We start from the raw sequence: 13678 nt of genomic DNA on the forward strand, positions 1-13678 counted from the left end.
GTGAATACCAAATCCAAATACCGAATACCTGAAGAAACAAGGACTCGCCGTGGCGAGTCCTTGTTGTATTTGGTTTGCTTTGTCTTTTGTCCCCGATCCCGATTGCCCCGTCCTGGCTGGGCCGAGGAGCGCAGACGTAGGCGGATCAGGGATCGCGTTGTTTGAGCGAAGCGCAGCGTAGCGAGTTTAGCGAGACCCCGCCGTAGTCGAGCACCGCAGGTTGCCCGTAGCGAAGCGTAGGGACCCAGACTGCGGGTCGCCTTTTCTTTGCTTACTTTTCTTTTGGCGAAGCAAAAGAAAAGTGAGTTGCTGCCGGGCAACCCCCGGCCAACCGCCCTCAGCGAAGAGCACTCATCCCAATCCCCATCAAGCCTTACTAAATAATCCATCCAACCGCTTATCCCATTTCGCACCAGGCAACACATCCCCCATCTGCGAATCCCCAAACGCAAAGGTCCCTCGAAGGACCTGGGCCAACACAGCCCGATAGTCATGGTGAGCAGGAAGGTCGCGGCCTTCGTTAAGTTGGCCGAGACCCGTCCACACCCCATGCCACCGCCCACCAGCCACCCGATTCCCCATCAGCCACATCGCATTCCCAAACCCGTGGTCGGTACCACGCGTACCGTTCTCCCCACTGGTGCGGCCGAACTCGCTCATCACCACGACCACGTCGCCGGGTTCGGAAAAATCCTGCCGCAGCTGCGCGATGCCGCGGGCCAGGTTGCCTAAGTTGTTGGCCAGCTGGCCGGTGGCCGCGCCCTGGTTGGCGTGGGTGTCCCAGCCGCCGGCTGATAAAAAACCGAGGCGCAGTTTGCGGTCGTTGCGCATCAAGGTGCCCAGATGCTGCGCGTCCAGCTGCAGGCCCACCGGGTCGGCTGCGCCGTTGCTGGCTGCGAGCATCTGGGCATTGAGGGCCTGCAGGTTGGCGGGCGTGCCGTCGCGGTCCAGGTTTCTGTCGGCCATGCGTTTGGCGTCCTGCGCCATCTTTTCGACCCTGGCGCTTCTTTGCTCGGTGAGCTCCTGCGCGCTCTGCATGCGGCTGCCCGCGCCCTGGCGGAAGGCCTCGCTGAGCTTGTCGTCGCCGGCGTACAAATCCATCAGCGCCTGCCGGGTCTTGTCGTTGGCCAGCACGCCGGTGCGTTCGGCCGACTGGCCGCGCGGGATCAGCCTGACAGCGGCCGCCTGACCGGCCAGGATGGCGGGATTGGCCTCTCCCACACCCAGCGCCACCGCACCCGGTGCGGCGGTTTTTTCAACACCCGCCGTGGTGTTGAGCCAGCCGGGTGCGCCGCTGGTCTTGCCGCCTTGCGCGATTTCCATCTGGTACTGCGCGTCAAAGTGCGAACGGTTCGGTGCGGGCAGGCCGGCCGCGGGCACAAAGCCCAGCACGCCTTGTTGCCACAGCGGCAGCAGCGGGGCCAGTGCGGGATGCAGGGCAAAAGTTTTGTCAAGCTTGATGGCGGTCTGCACCGTGCCGTCGGGCGCCGCAATCGCGATATTGGGACGCAGGGCGTAGTAGTCCTTGTCGGCATAAGGCACAAAGGCCGAGAGGCCGTCATAAGCGCCGCGCAGAAAGACGACGATGAGGCGCCCGTTGTTCAGGCTACCGGGCACGGCTTGCGCCCACACGCCGGGCGCGGCCAGAGACAGTGCGGACAAGGCACCCATACCGAGCAGCCGGCGGCGCTGCAACATATCCAGCGGTAAAGAAGAAGTGAAATTCATAGAAATCCTCGTTACGGCATATTCCATTTCCAAATCAAGCGTGAACGCGAAGGCCCGCCGCAGACAGTGCTACAGCACGGCAAGGCGGGCCGACAAAGTGCACGTTTGATTTGGACATGGAATTATTTACGCATGAAATCAGGACTCGCTAGCATCAGGCCCGTGCGCATCTGAGCAGGCTCCTGCGCGATGCGTTCGCGCGTCGCGACGCTGAAAAATGCATTGAGGTATGCCGGCTCGGCCATGCGCTGGCCCAGGCCCATGGCGTAGTCGGCGCGCCGCGTCAGCGCTTCGGGTGCAAGCCAGGTGTTCGCGTCCGTCTTGTAGCCGTCGGGCGTTTGCCAGCCGTGCATGGGCTGGCCGGCCTGCGCGAGAAAGCCCAGGGTCTGCACGACGTCACGGCGCTCCTTCACGCCGCCGGCCGCGGTGAGCGCCGAGCAGGCGAAGTCCAGCGGAGTCTTGAACAGCTGGTTGCCTTTGGCCCAGAACTCCGGCGACTCGATCAGCGCGCGCATCACCAGGCGGATGTCGCCCTGGGTGTCCGTGAAAATGGCGGCCAGTTTGTCGACCAGCGCGGCCGGGGGTTTGTCGGCCACAAAAAAGCTGGCCAGCCGCGTGGAAACGCGCCGCGCGGTCTCGGGCCGGCGTGCCAGGTAGCGTATGGCCTCTTCGCCCTCGGCCACACTCTCATTGCCGAAGGTGCGGCCCAGCAGGACCTTGCCTTCCTTGTCGTGCAGGCGCTCGGCAAAACGGAAGCCCTCGCCGTCCTTGAGGTTGACCGTCCAGCCGGTCAGGATGCGCGCCAACTCACGCACGTCTTTTTGCGTGTAGCCGCTGTTCACGCCCAGGGTGTGCAGCTCCATCAGTTCGCGCGCATAGTTTTCGTTGAGGCCGCGGCTGTTGCTCTGCGCCTGGTCCAGGTAGAACAGCATGGCCGGGTGTTTGGCGCTGGCCAGCAGCAGGTCTTCAAAGCGGCCCAGGGCATTGGCGCGTATCGCGTTGATCTCGTAATGGCCGACAAAGGGGCGCACCGGGCCCTTGCCGACAAACACGTTGAGGTGGTTGAACCAGAACTCGGTCATGCGCGCGAGCAGCGGGTTTTCGAGTGAAGGGTCGCTGCAGGACATCAGGCGCCAGGCGGCGGCATCCTGGGCCATCTCGCGGCTGAATCTTTCATCACCCGCACCCATCGCGGCAGCTGCGCCGGGCTTGGCGGCTTTTTCGCGCATCATCCTGCGCGCCTCTTGCTCAGCCCGGAAGCTGCGCGCGACGTCGCCCAGCGGTGCGTTGATGCCGGCGAGTTCGGCGGGAAGCGTTGGCGGGCGTTTGCTCGCGGCATAGGCCGCATCCAGTTGCCGAAGCGCCCAGGCGCGGGGCGAGGCCGCGGCGGCCTGCGCGGAATCCGGCGTGGGCGCATAGCCCAGGCGCGAGGCGGCGCGCCAGGTGTCGGCAAGCCTGGCCGTCGAAGGTGGGGCATAGTCCTGTCCTTCGGCCTGCGCCGCGGGACCGGCCAGGCCAGCCAGCAAGGCCGCGATCAGGCCGGCCAGGGGTTTCGCTATGGGCATGGTGTTCTCCTGCAGCCCTTTGTAACGCATGCACCGTGGCTTGCGTTGAACGCGGCCCTTGGCTTTACACAGGTTTTTTACGGCTTACAGCGTCAGGATGGTGCAGCCCGTGGTCTTGCGGGCTTCCAGCGCGCGGTGCGCTTCGGCCACGTCTGCCAGGGCAAAACGCTGGTCGATCGGGATCTGGACCTTGCCGCTGCTGACCATGGCGAAGAGTTCGTCGGCCATTTCCTGCGTGGTCTCGCGGGTCGCGATGTGGGTGAACAGCGTGGGCCTGGACACATACAGCGATCCCTTGGCGGCCAGCAGGCCTATGTCCAGCGGCGGCGTCTTGCCCGAGGCATTGCCGAAGTTGGCCAGCAGGCCGAAGGGGCGCAGGCAGTCCAGCGACTTGAGGAAGGTGTCCTTGCCGACCGAGTCGTACACCACCTTCACGCCCTTGCCGCCGGTGATCTCCTTGACGCGGGCCACGAAGTCTTCCTTGGCATAGTTGATGGCGAAGGCCGCGCCCTGCGACAGGGCCAGCGCGCATTTTTCGTCGGAGCCGGCCGTGCCTATCAGCTGCAGGCCCATGGCCCTGGCCCACTGGCAGGCGATCAGGCCCACACCGCCCGCCGCCGCATGGAACAGCACGTGGTCGCCGGCCTGCAGGCCGCCCTGCGGCTGCGTGCGGCGCAGCAGGTACTGCGTGGTCAGGCCCTTGAGCATCATGGCCGCGCCGGTCTCGAAGGAAATCGCATCGGGCAGCTTGCACACGCATTTGGCGGGCATCACGCGCAGCTCGCAATAGCTGCCGGGCGGCTGGCTGGCGTAAGCCGCGCGGTCGCCGGCCTTGAGGTGGGTGACACCTTCGCCCACGGCCTCGACGACACCCGAGGCCTCCATGCCAAGTTGCAGCGGCATGGCAAAAGGATAGACGCCGCTGCGCTGGTAGACGTCGATGTAGTTCAGGCCCACGGCCTTGTGGCGTATGCGTATTTCGCCCGGGCCGGGCTCGCCCACCGTCACGTCCACCAGCGTGAGTTCTTCGGGGCCGCCGTGCTGGTTGATGCGTACGGCTTTGGAGGGATAGGAGGCCATGGGGGAAGTTCCTTGCAGAGGGGAGATAAAACAAAAGCAAAAAGCGTGGCCGCCATGGTGCCATGAATCCAAAGAAGCCGCAGGGACTAAGGCCGGCCCGTACGCGGCAAAAGGTGGCGCTTGGTAAAGTCGACCGCATGACGCAACGCCTGACGCCCGCCACCGCCTCGCTGCTGGTGATTCCCCCCATGCTCTGGGCCGGCAATGCCGTGGTCGGCCGGCTGGTCACCGGCCTGGTGCCGCCCATGACGCTCAATTTCCTGCGCTGGGCCCTGGCCTTTGTGATCCTCCTGCCGCTGGCCTGGCGCCTGCTTAAACCCGACAGCAGCCTGTGGCCCCACTGGAAGCGCTTCGCGGTGCTGGGCCTGCTGGGCGTAGGCTGCTACAACGCGCTGCAATACCTGGCGCTCAAAACCTCGACCCCGCTCAACGTCACACTGGTGGCTTCCAGCGTGCCGATCTGGATGCTGGTGGTCGGTGCGCTGTGCTTCGGCCAGGCCGTGTCGCGGCGCCAGGTCGCCGGTGCCGTGCTGTCGATTGCCGGCGTGCTGGTGGTGCTCTCGCGCGGCCGGTGGGAGCTCCTGATGCAGGTGCAGCTGGTGCCCGGCGACCTCTATGTGCTGCTGGCCACGCTGGCCTGGGCGTTTTACAGCTGGCTGCTGTCGCAGCCGAAAGAGCCTGCGGAAATCCGCCGGGACTGGGCGGCTTTCCTGCTGGCGCAAATCGTCTTCGGCCTGGCCTGGTCGGGGGCATTCGCAGCCGGCGAATGGGCCGTGACGGACGCGCACATCCAATGGGGCTGGCCGCTGGCCGCGGCCCTGGTATACGTGGCCATCGGGCCCGCGGTGATCGCCTATCGCTGCTGGGGCATGGGCGTGCAGCGCGTCGGGCCGGCCATCGCCGGCTTCTTTTCCAACCTCACGCCGCTGTTCGCCGCGCTGCTCTCGGCGGCCTTCCTCGGCGAGCTGCCGCACCTGTACCACGCGCTGGCCTTTGTGCTGATCGTGGGCGGGATTGTGGTGTCGTCCCGGCGCTGAAGTGAACGGCGAGCGCCGCGGCAGTGGTTTGATTTTCACAACACATTGCAAAAAACCATCGCATAAAACTTGCCAAGCCCGCGCGGCCTCTTCAGAATCCGTTCCTTGCTTTGAGCCGCCGCGTAACGAATAACCTTGCGCGGTAAAAACCTTGAAGCCCTTAAACACCATGACCTTGTTCACTCACACCTGACGCACCCTCCACTGCCCCCGGCTGGATGTGGTGCCCACCATACCCAGCCCTGCGGGCAGTCGGTGCCGTGCCTTCACGTGTGAAGCGCGCTCCGCGAACCCCAGGCTGATTTTTTCGCCGGGGTTTTTTGCTTTCTGGAGCGCGCACATGAGTGCCAAAACTTTTTCCCGTGACTTTGCCGACGGCAAGGTCAAGCATTTGCGGCGCATGAAGCAGCCGCTTGCCTTGACATTGCAACTGCCCGCCCCGCGCAACCCCGTGGTGCGGGCCCTCGCCCAGCGTGCCATCACGTCCGGCGCGGGAAAACATATTCGCAGCACCGGCGCCCATCGCCGGGCTGAAACCGTGGCTTTGCAAAAAGCCCTCAAAAATTTGACTGACTGACATGAAGAACGACCTCATCACGAACACGGCGGCCGCAGCCCGCGTGCCGCCCGAACTCATGCGCGAGCGCAGCGCCCACCTGGCGCTGGTCGCCGCCGAACTGAAGACCGAACTGTTCGGCATCGACGACATCATCGACCGGGTGATCGAGTCGGTACGCGCCTGGTATGTGCTGCCGCACATCATTCGCCGCCCGGTGATCGTCTGCCTCTGGGGCCTGACAGGCACCGGCAAGACCCAGCTCACGCGCCGCCTGGCGCAAAAGCTGGGCTTTTACGACCGCTTCGTCGAAGTGCAGATGGACGGCTTCAGCCACGGCACCAGCTGGCGCAGCGCCGATTCCCTCAGCGCCATGCTGGCCGAATCGGGCATCGCCGAAAGCGAGCCCGGCATGCTGGTGCTCGACGAGTTCCAGCGCTTTCGCACCGTCGACGAGAAAGGCAAGGACGCCGCCGTCAAACGCTACCAGGACGTGTGGCAGCTGCTGTCCGACGGGCGCCTGCCGCCCTCGCTGTCTTTCCTGCAGGAGCTCGAATCGTCGCTGGCTTTTTCGCTGTACGACCATGAACGCGAGGAGAAGGTGGAGGCCAAGCCCGCCGCGGACGGCACCGTCCCCAAAAAACTGAAGTTCGCCCTCTCGCCCTACCAGGCGCAGGAATTCCGGCAAAGCCTGAAGCTCAAGGAACCGCTGCAGGAGGTGATGACCTGGACGCCGCAGCAGCTGCAGGAGCGCATGCTGGCGTTCAAGGCCTCAACCGATTCCTGGGAGACGGACTACAGCCGCCTGCTCATCATCGTCTCGGGCAACCTCGACGAAATGTATGAAGGCACGGCCAGCCGCGTGGAGGACTGCGACACCGACGCCGACATCTTCCACGAGCTGACGAAAAAGCTGTCGGTGATCGACGTCAAGAAGGCACTGGGAGAGCGCTTCAAGCCCGAGCAGATCGCGCGGCTTGGCAACAACCATGTGATCTACCCTTCGCTGAGCCAGGCCACCTACGAGCGGCTGATCCGCAGCACCTGCGCGCGTTATGCCGGCGAAATGCAGGCCAGCTCGGGGCTGTCGTTTGAGCTGCACGAGTCGGTGTACCAGGGCATTTATGCCAACGCGGTTTTTCCGGCCCAGGGCACGCGCCCGCTGTTCTCGTCCATCCACGCCATCCTGAGCGCGCCGCTGGTCAATGCCGTGCTGTGGGCTTTCGAGCACGGCGTGCCCGATAGCGCCACGCTGCACGTCAGCCTGGACACCGCGACACAATCGCTGCGCATCGACCTTGGCGAGGCCAGCGGTCCCGGCATCGCCTACCCGGTGCCGCTGGACCTGAACCAGCTCAAGCAGCGCGCCAGCCCGGACTTCCGTGCCCTGCTGGCCGTGCACGAGGCCGGCCACGGGCTGGCCTACGGCCGCCTGTTCGGCCACGCGCCGCAGGAGGTGAAGATCAACGTGGCCTCCTTCGAGGGCGGCTACAACAGCTATGTGCGCCTGAAAGCCGAGTCGCGCCAAAGCTGCCTGGACCGCCTCTGCGTGGGCCTGGCGGGCCGCGCCGCCGAGGCCCTGGTGTTCGGTGAAGACGCCAGCACCACCGGCAGCGAAAGCGACTTCAAGAACGCCACCGCGCTGGCCGCCCGCTTTGTACGCCACTTCGGCTTCGGCAACCGGCTGAGCCGCACCGACGTGACCGACAGCACGGACGAAAACCTCAACACGGATGTTGAGCCGACCAATGCCGAAATCGAGGCCCTGCTCGCACAGGCCTATGCACGCGCCCAGGCGCTGCTCAAGGCCGATTCCGCCCTGCTGCTGCGCATCGTGGATGAGCTGCTGGCGCACGGCCAGGTGAGCAAGGAAAAAATGGCCGGCCTGCTGGGCGTGGGCATTGCGACGGAGGAGAAGATGCTCATGCCTTATGCCGAGCAGCTCCAGGTCTTCAGCCTGCAGCATGGGCTGATGCAGCGGGTCAGCGCTACGGCGCCATCGCTGGAGCCAGCGCTGGAATGATCCACCTGGACTCGGGTAAAAAAAGCACGGAGACAGCCCATGCTGTTTCCGTGCCCAATTTCCACCAACGGAAATCTTTAGAGGCTGGACGCACTCAAAAACCCTCCTGGTCTACTCTTACTCTCAATCCAGGTCCAGGCCGAAGTGCCGCCTGAAGGCCTCGCAAAACTCCGCGGTGCCGCTGAAGGACAGGGTGAGCGTGTGCCGCGGCTTGCCGGGCGGGCCGGCTTCCACCTTGAGGCGATGCGCTGCCTCGTCATAAAGCAAGGCCTCGGGTGCCGTCAGTTCCTGCATGCCGTGCAGGTCGTAGTCCCAGTCAAAGCCTTCTTCAAGCGGGCCGCGCCGCCCGGCGAATTCCGCGTGGGCCCAATCCAGCACCCGCACGACCTCCGCATGGACGGCCGGCACGAGTTCCGGCCAAGTGGAGGCCACCGCTTCCAGCGTACCCGTGCCGTCGCTGCCTTCCGCGTAGTCGAAGTGGAGGTAGTCCAGGCTCAAGGGCGCGTGCTCAATGCTCAGTAGGTGCCCGGATAGGCCCCGCCGTCGGCCAGCACGTTCTGTCCCGTCATGTAGGCGGCGTGCGTGCTGCACAGGAAGGCGCAGATAGCGCCGAACTCCTCGGGCGTGCCGAAGCGCTGGGCCGGGATGTTCTTGCGGCGCGCATCCATGATGGCCTCGAGCGGTTGCCCGGTTTTTTGCGCCGCGCCGCTCATGGTGCCGCGCAGGCGGTCGGTGTCGAAAGCGCCCGGCAGCAGATTGTTGATGGTCACGCCCTGCGCCGCGAGCTTGGTGCGTGCCACGCCGGCCACGAAGCCGGTCAGGCCGCTGCGCGCGCCATTGGACAGGCCCAGGATGTCGATGGGCGACTTGACCGAGCTGGAGGTGATGTTGACGATGCGTCCGAAGCCGCGTGCCGCCATGCCGTCTACCGTGGCCTTGATCAGCTCGATCGGGGTCAGCATGTTGGCGTCCACCGCCTTGAGCCAGGCGTCGCGGTCCCAGTCGCGGAAGTCGCCGGGCGGCGGGCCGCCGGCATTGGTCACCACGATGTCGAAGTCCTTGCGCAGCGCGAACACCGCGGCGCGGCCTTCGGGGGTGGTGATGTCGGCGGCGACGTACTGGACGCTTGCGCCTGCGGGTTTGCCCTTGTCCGCCTTCAGTTTTTCAGCCGCGGCCTTCAGCGTTTCCTCGCCGCGCGCCACGATCAGCACATTGACGCCTTCGCGCACCAGCGCCTCGGCGCAACCCAGGCCCAAACCTTTGCTGGCGCCGCAGACCAGCGCCCATTTGCCTGCAATACCCAAATCCATAATAATTCCTCATTACAACCACGGGGGAGAGCGGCTCATGATACTGAGTAAATACAAAACACAGGCGGGGATGGTTATCGCGCCCCTGCTCACATCACTGCTGGTTTTCAGCGCCCCGGCTCAGGCCCAAGCGCAAGGCGAAGCGGTGCTGATCAAGCGCGAAGCGCAACTGCGCGACGCGCCCGGCGACTCGGCCCGCAGCCTCGCGCCGCTTCCCGTGCAGACCTCCGTGACGCGCCTGGCCGAACGCCAGGGCGCCTGGATCAAGGTGCGCATGGCCGACGGCACCAGCGGCTGGGTCCACATGTTCGACATCACCTCGGCCAGCGCGCCTTCCGGCGGCGCCGCCGGCGGCGCGCTGCGCAGCCTCTCGAGCTTTTTCAACAAGGGCAGCGCGCAGTCGCCTTCCAGCACGGTCTCCACCTCCACCGTCGGCATACGCGGCCTGGGCGCCGAAGACCTGGCCAATGCGCAGCCGAATATGGCGGCCGTGGCGCAGGCCGACGCCAACCGCGCGAACGCCGCGCAGGCCCGGCAGTTCGCCGGCGGCGCCTCGCTGAACAGCCGGCAGGTCGAGCCCCTGCCCACGCCCGCCCCGCCGGCCGCGGCGCCCAGCGGCGCCCCGGCCGAGCAGTACGGCCGCTGAGCCGCCACAAGAGACAACAAGAGGCCACGCCATGAATCTTCACCACATCCCCAAACCCGCACGCCACGCGGCCTGTACCCTGGCCCTGCTGGCCGGCCTGCTCCCCCTGGGCGCCCACGCCCAGGATGCGGGCAAGGCGCTGGGCAGCCTGTTCCAGTCGCTGACACGCCCCAACCAGCCCGCGCAGCCGGCCCAGGCACAGCCCAACTCGGCGGCCGGCCTGGCCGGCGCACTGCTGGGTGCCAGCCTCTCGCCGGGCGGGCAGCAGGCGGCCCAGGGCGGCGACCTGTTCAAGCTGCTGTCGCAGTCGCTGGACCAGATCGACGAACCGCGTGAAATCCAGATCGGCCAGCAGCTGGCCGCCGTGCTGCTGGGCAGCAAGCCGCTGTATCCCGACGTGGCCATGCAGCGCTACCTCAACCAGCTGGGCCGCTGGATCAGCCTGCAGTCCACGCGCCCCGACCTGCCCTGGACCTTCGCCATCCTCGACGACCCCGGCTTCAATGCCTTCGCCACGCCGGGCGGTTATGTCTTCGTCACCAAAGGCCTGATGGACCGCGTGGCCGACGAAGGCGAGCTGGCCGGCATCCTGGCCCATGAGATCACCCACGTCACGGCCAAACACCACCTGATCGCGATGAACAAGACCGCGCGCGCCGGCCTGCTGACGCAGGTGATCAGCTCGCAGCTCAAGAACGACCTGGGCGGCATGGTGTCCTCGCAGCTGCTGGCGCTGGGCCGCAATATGTACACCAAGGGCCTGGACCAGCAGGATGAATTCGACGCCGACCGCACCGGCGTGGCCCTGGCCACGCGCGCCGGCTTCGACCCCTACGGCCTGGTGGGCGTGCTGCAGCAGCTGCGCACCGCCGCGCCCGACGACGCGCTGTTCGCCCTGTCGCTGAGCACGCACCCGCCCGCACAAACGCGCTTGAACCAGCTCGAGCAGGCCATGGGCACTCGGCTGGATGCTTATGCGGGGCAGCCTGCCGTCACGGTGGCGCAGCGCTTGAGCAACGCCAATCGCCGTCCTACGGCGCAAGCGCCTGCGCCAACGCGCCCGCCCGCCAAGAAAACCAACTGATATTGCTCCTTCCCCCGCTGGGGGAAGGCTGGGATGGGGGCCGCAGCGCGCGCAGCTGGCCCCCACCCCTGCCCTCCCCCAGTGGGGGAGGGAGTTCCTATCTAGTTCGGGTAAAAACGAAGATCCCGGCGATCACTAAAACGGTCCCCGCCGCCACCCAGGCCGTGAACGGCTCACCCAGGATCAGCACGCCCATCAGGATGGTGGACATCGGCCCCACCATGCCGGTCTGCGCGGCCATGCTGGCGCCTATGCGTTCGATGGCCATCATCACCATGAGCACCGGCACGGCGGTGCACAAGGTGGCATTAAGCAGGGACAACCAGATCACCTCGGGCGCGACGGCGGCCGCGCTCAGCGGCCGCAGCAGCACGAACTGCAGCAGGCAGCACAGGCAGGCCACCGTCGTCGCCAGCCCCACCAGGCGCAGCGCGCCCAGGCGCCTGACCATCTCGCCGCTGTAGACCAGGTAGAGCGCATAGCTGACCGCGCTCAGGAACACCAGCAGCGCGCCCCAGGCCGCGTCCGCGCCCTGCAGCGTGATCTCGTGGCCGAACACCAGCACCACGCCGCAGTAGCTGATGGCCATGCCGATGATCTGCGGCGGGCTGACGCGGCGCTTGTACATCACCAGGCCCAGCAGCAGCACCAGCGTCGGGTTCAGGTACAGGATCAGGCGTTCCAGCGAGGCGCTGATGAAGGCCAGCCCCGCGAAGTCCAGGAAGCTGGCGAGGTAGTAGCCGGTGAAGCCCAGCCACAGCACGCCCAGCCAGTCCTTGCGCGTGAGCGGCGCCTTGCCGCGGCTGGCCCACCAGGCCATCACCGCGAAGATCGGCAGCGCGAACAGCATGCGGTACATGATCAGTGTGACCGCGTCCACGCCGTAGCGGTAGGCCAGCTTGACGATGATGGCCTTGCCGCTGAAGGCGATGGCGCCGAAGGTCGCCAGCAGCAGGCCGGGCGCGAGGCTTTTGGGGACGGCCGGGGGTGCCTGGGCAGAGGGAGCGTCGGGGGAAGAACTCAAAATCGCCCGCTTAAAAACCCACGGCCTGGCCGTCGCGCCGCGCATCGCTGGCCGCCACATAGCCTTCGGTCTGGGGGTTGCCGGCGCGCCAGATGAACTGGCCCGCGCCGAAATCCTGGTAGGAATCGTTGATGACTTCCACACGGTGGCCGCGTTCCGTCAGGCCCTGCACGGTGCGCGCGTCCATCGCGGCTTCGACGTTGATCTCCATGCCGGCGTTGTAGCGCCAGCGCGGGGCGTCGCAGGCGGCTTGCGGGTTCTGGCCGTAGTCCAGCATGCGCACCAGCGTCTGCATATGGCCCTGCGGCTGCATGTTGGCGCCCATCACGCCGTAGCTCATCACCGGCTGGCCGTCCTTGCTCAGGAAGGCCGGGATGATGGTGTGGAAGGGCCGCTTGCCCGGCGCGACCTGGTTGGCGCCCGGCTGCAGGCTGAAGCCGTGGCCGCGATTCTGCAGGCTGATGCCGAACTCCGGCTCCACGCAGCCCGAGCCGAAGCCCATGTAGTTGCTCTGGATGAAGCTCACCATCATGCCGTTCTCGTCGGCCGCCGTGAGGTAAATCGTGCCGCCCTTGACGGGGTTGCCCGCGCCAAAGTCCTGTGCCTTTTTCATGTTGATGAGTTTGGCACGGGATGCGAGGTAGGCGTCATCGAGCATTTGCTCGGCCGTCACCGCCATTGACGAAGGCTCGGCCACATACTTGTAAGTGTCTGCAAAGGCCAGCTTCATGGCTTCGATCTGCAAATGCTGGGAATCCACACCGTCCACCGGCATACCCGCCACGTCGAATTTGTCCAGGATGCCCAGCGCGATCAGCGCGGCAATGCCCTGGCCGTTGGGTGGGATCTCGTGCAGCGTGTAGCCGCGGTAGTCCTTGCCGATCGGCTTGACCCATTCGGGTTTGTAGCTTTCAAAATCTTTCGCCGTGATGCTGCCGCCGTTCTGCGCGGAGAATTTTTCAATCGCCTGGGCAATCGCGCCGCCGTAATACGCGGCGCCCTTGCTCTCGGCGATGGCGCGCAAGGCCTTGGCCGCCGCCTTGAACTGGAACAGCTCGCCGACGTTCGGCGCGCGCCCCCAGGGCAGGAAGGACTGCGCGAAACCGGGCTGCGATTTCAGTTCGGCCGTGGCCGCCGCCCACTTCTGCTGCACCACGGTCGGCAGCAGGTAGCCGCGTTCAGCGATCTCGATGGCCGGCTCCATGAGGTCGGCAAAGGGCAGCTTGCCGAAGCGTTCGCTCAGCGCCATCCAGCTGCCGACCGCGCCCGGCACGGTGACCGAATCCATGCCGCGCTTGGGCGGCGTGGCCGCATCCGCGCCGTACTTGCGGCTGAAGTAGTCCGGCGTCCAGCTCTGCGGCGCACGGCCCGAGGCATTGAGGCCGTGCAGTTCCTTGCCGTCCCACAGCAGGCAGAAGGCGTCGCTGCCCAGGCCGTTGCTCACGGGTTCGACGATGGTCATGGCGGCCGCGGCCGCGATCGCGGCGTCCACCGCGTTGCCGCCCTTGAGCAGCATGCGCAGGCCGGCCTGCGCGCCCAGCGGGTGCGAGGTCGAGACGACATTGCGCGCGAACAGCGGCAGGCGGGTGGAGGTGTAGGGGTTGCTGTAGTTGAAGTTCATGATG

12 protein-coding genes are annotated in these 13678 nt (G+C 66.0%); 5 read left to right on the top strand and 7 right to left on the bottom strand.

Translation table 11 applies throughout. The annotated features are described in order from the left end of the window. Nucleotides 1-366 precede the first annotated feature (366 nt). The 3 genes from ACSQ27_RS20130 to ACSQ27_RS20140 all read right to left on the bottom strand — a co-directional run bounded on the left by ACSQ27_RS20130 (nucleotide 367) and on the right by ACSQ27_RS20140 (nucleotide 4373). Nucleotides 367-1728: a DUF1501 domain-containing protein gene (locus ACSQ27_RS20130; protein ID WP_436157267.1), complete on the bottom strand. Its 1362-nt coding sequence runs from the start codon at nucleotides 1726-1728 to the stop codon at nucleotides 367-369. A 122-nt stretch (nucleotides 1729-1850) separates the two neighbouring features. Beyond that, complete coding sequence (locus ACSQ27_RS20135) at nucleotides 1851-3293, bottom strand: DUF1800 domain-containing protein (RefSeq protein ID WP_436157268.1); 1443 nt, start codon at nucleotides 3291-3293, stop codon at nucleotides 1851-1853. An 84-nt stretch (nucleotides 3294-3377) separates the two neighbouring features. Further along, nucleotides 3378-4373 (bottom strand): quinone oxidoreductase family protein, encoded by a 996-nt coding sequence (locus ACSQ27_RS20140; protein WP_436157269.1) that lies wholly within the window; start codon nucleotides 4371-4373, stop codon nucleotides 3378-3380. A gap of 137 nt (nucleotides 4374-4510) precedes the next feature. On the opposite strand from ACSQ27_RS20140, the gene ACSQ27_RS20145 reads away from it, so the two are divergent. The 3 genes from ACSQ27_RS20145 to ACSQ27_RS20155 all read left to right on the top strand — a co-directional run bounded on the left by ACSQ27_RS20145 (nucleotide 4511) and on the right by ACSQ27_RS20155 (nucleotide 7989). Next, nucleotides 4511-5410 (top strand): DMT family transporter, encoded by a 900-nt coding sequence (locus ACSQ27_RS20145; protein WP_436157270.1) that lies wholly within the window; start codon nucleotides 4511-4513, stop codon nucleotides 5408-5410. 340 nt (nucleotides 5411-5750) lie between these two features. After that, nucleotides 5751-5987, top strand: coding sequence for a hypothetical protein (locus ACSQ27_RS20150; RefSeq protein ID WP_436157271.1), 237 nt, complete (start codon nucleotides 5751-5753; stop codon nucleotides 5985-5987). 1 nt (nucleotide 5988) lies between these two features. Next, complete coding sequence (locus tag ACSQ27_RS20155) at nucleotides 5989-7989, top strand: AAA family ATPase (protein ID WP_436157272.1); 2001 nt, start codon at nucleotides 5989-5991, stop codon at nucleotides 7987-7989. Between the two features lie 123 nt (nucleotides 7990-8112). On the opposite strand, the gene ACSQ27_RS20160 is transcribed toward ACSQ27_RS20155, so the two are convergent. Beyond that, nucleotides 8113-8487, bottom strand: a complete 375-nt coding sequence (locus ACSQ27_RS20160; RefSeq protein WP_436157273.1) for a hypothetical protein — start codon at nucleotides 8485-8487, stop codon at nucleotides 8113-8115. A 17-nt stretch (nucleotides 8488-8504) separates the two neighbouring features. Continuing rightward, nucleotides 8505-9299: an SDR family oxidoreductase gene (locus ACSQ27_RS20165; RefSeq protein WP_436157274.1), complete on the bottom strand. Its 795-nt coding sequence runs from the start codon at nucleotides 9297-9299 to the stop codon at nucleotides 8505-8507. 70 nt (nucleotides 9300-9369) lie between these two features. Here ACSQ27_RS20165 and ACSQ27_RS20170 point away from each other — a divergent pair, with 70 nt between their 5' ends. Continuing rightward, nucleotides 9370-9945 (top strand): SH3 domain-containing protein, encoded by a 576-nt coding sequence (locus tag ACSQ27_RS20170; protein ID WP_436157275.1) that lies wholly within the window; start codon nucleotides 9370-9372, stop codon nucleotides 9943-9945. 31 nt (nucleotides 9946-9976) lie between these two features. Then, nucleotides 9977-11029, top strand: a complete 1053-nt coding sequence (locus ACSQ27_RS20175; protein WP_436157276.1) for a M48 family metalloprotease — start codon at nucleotides 9977-9979, stop codon at nucleotides 11027-11029. A 97-nt stretch (nucleotides 11030-11126) separates the two neighbouring features. Here the strand turns inward: ACSQ27_RS20175 and ACSQ27_RS20180 are convergent, their stop codons facing one another. Continuing rightward, nucleotides 11127-12098, bottom strand: coding sequence for a DMT family transporter (locus ACSQ27_RS20180; RefSeq protein WP_436157277.1), 972 nt, complete (start codon nucleotides 12096-12098; stop codon nucleotides 11127-11129). Continuing rightward, nucleotides 12064-13674: a gamma-glutamyltransferase family protein gene (locus ACSQ27_RS20185; RefSeq protein WP_436157278.1), complete on the bottom strand. Its 1611-nt coding sequence runs from the start codon at nucleotides 13672-13674 to the stop codon at nucleotides 12064-12066. Before ACSQ27_RS20185 ends, ACSQ27_RS20180 begins: the two co-directional genes overlap by 35 nt. Between the last annotated feature and the right edge of the window lie 4 nt (nucleotides 13675-13678).

This window comes from Polaromonas sp. LjRoot131 (assembly GCF_964252805.1).
Taxonomy (GTDB): Bacteria; Pseudomonadota; Gammaproteobacteria; order Burkholderiales; family Burkholderiaceae_C; genus Polaromonas.

What these genes read in the sequence shown, in the direction of transcription:
- ACSQ27_RS20130 (WP_436157267.1), bottom strand. Translation starts at nt 1,728, where the DNA reads ATGAATTTCACTTCTTCTTTACCGCTGGATATGTTGCAGCGCCGCCGG.
- ACSQ27_RS20135 (WP_436157268.1), bottom strand. Translation starts at nt 3,293, where the DNA reads ATGCCCATAGCGAAACCCCTGGCCGGCCTGATCGCGGCCTTGCTGGCT.
- ACSQ27_RS20140 (WP_436157269.1), bottom strand. Translation starts at nt 4,373, where the DNA reads ATGGCCTCCTATCCCTCCAAAGCCGTACGCATCAACCAGCACGGCGGC.
- ACSQ27_RS20145 (WP_436157270.1), top strand. Translation starts at nt 4,511, where the DNA reads ATGACGCAACGCCTGACGCCCGCCACCGCCTCGCTGCTGGTGATTCCC.
- ACSQ27_RS20150 (WP_436157271.1), top strand. Translation starts at nt 5,751, where the DNA reads ATGAGTGCCAAAACTTTTTCCCGTGACTTTGCCGACGGCAAGGTCAAG.
- ACSQ27_RS20155 (WP_436157272.1), top strand. Translation starts at nt 5,989, where the DNA reads ATGAAGAACGACCTCATCACGAACACGGCGGCCGCAGCCCGCGTGCCG.
- ACSQ27_RS20165 (WP_436157274.1), bottom strand. Translation starts at nt 9,299, where the DNA reads ATGGATTTGGGTATTGCAGGCAAATGGGCGCTGGTCTGCGGCGCCAGC.
- ACSQ27_RS20170 (WP_436157275.1), top strand. Translation starts at nt 9,370, where the DNA reads ATGGTTATCGCGCCCCTGCTCACATCACTGCTGGTTTTCAGCGCCCCG.
- ACSQ27_RS20175 (WP_436157276.1), top strand. Translation starts at nt 9,977, where the DNA reads ATGAATCTTCACCACATCCCCAAACCCGCACGCCACGCGGCCTGTACC.
- ACSQ27_RS20180 (WP_436157277.1), bottom strand. Translation starts at nt 12,098, where the DNA reads ATGCGCGGCGCGACGGCCAGGCCGTGGGTTTTTAAGCGGGCGATTTTG.
- ACSQ27_RS20185 (WP_436157278.1), bottom strand. Translation starts at nt 13,674, where the DNA reads ATGAACTTCAACTACAGCAACCCCTACACCTCCACCCGCCTGCCGCTG.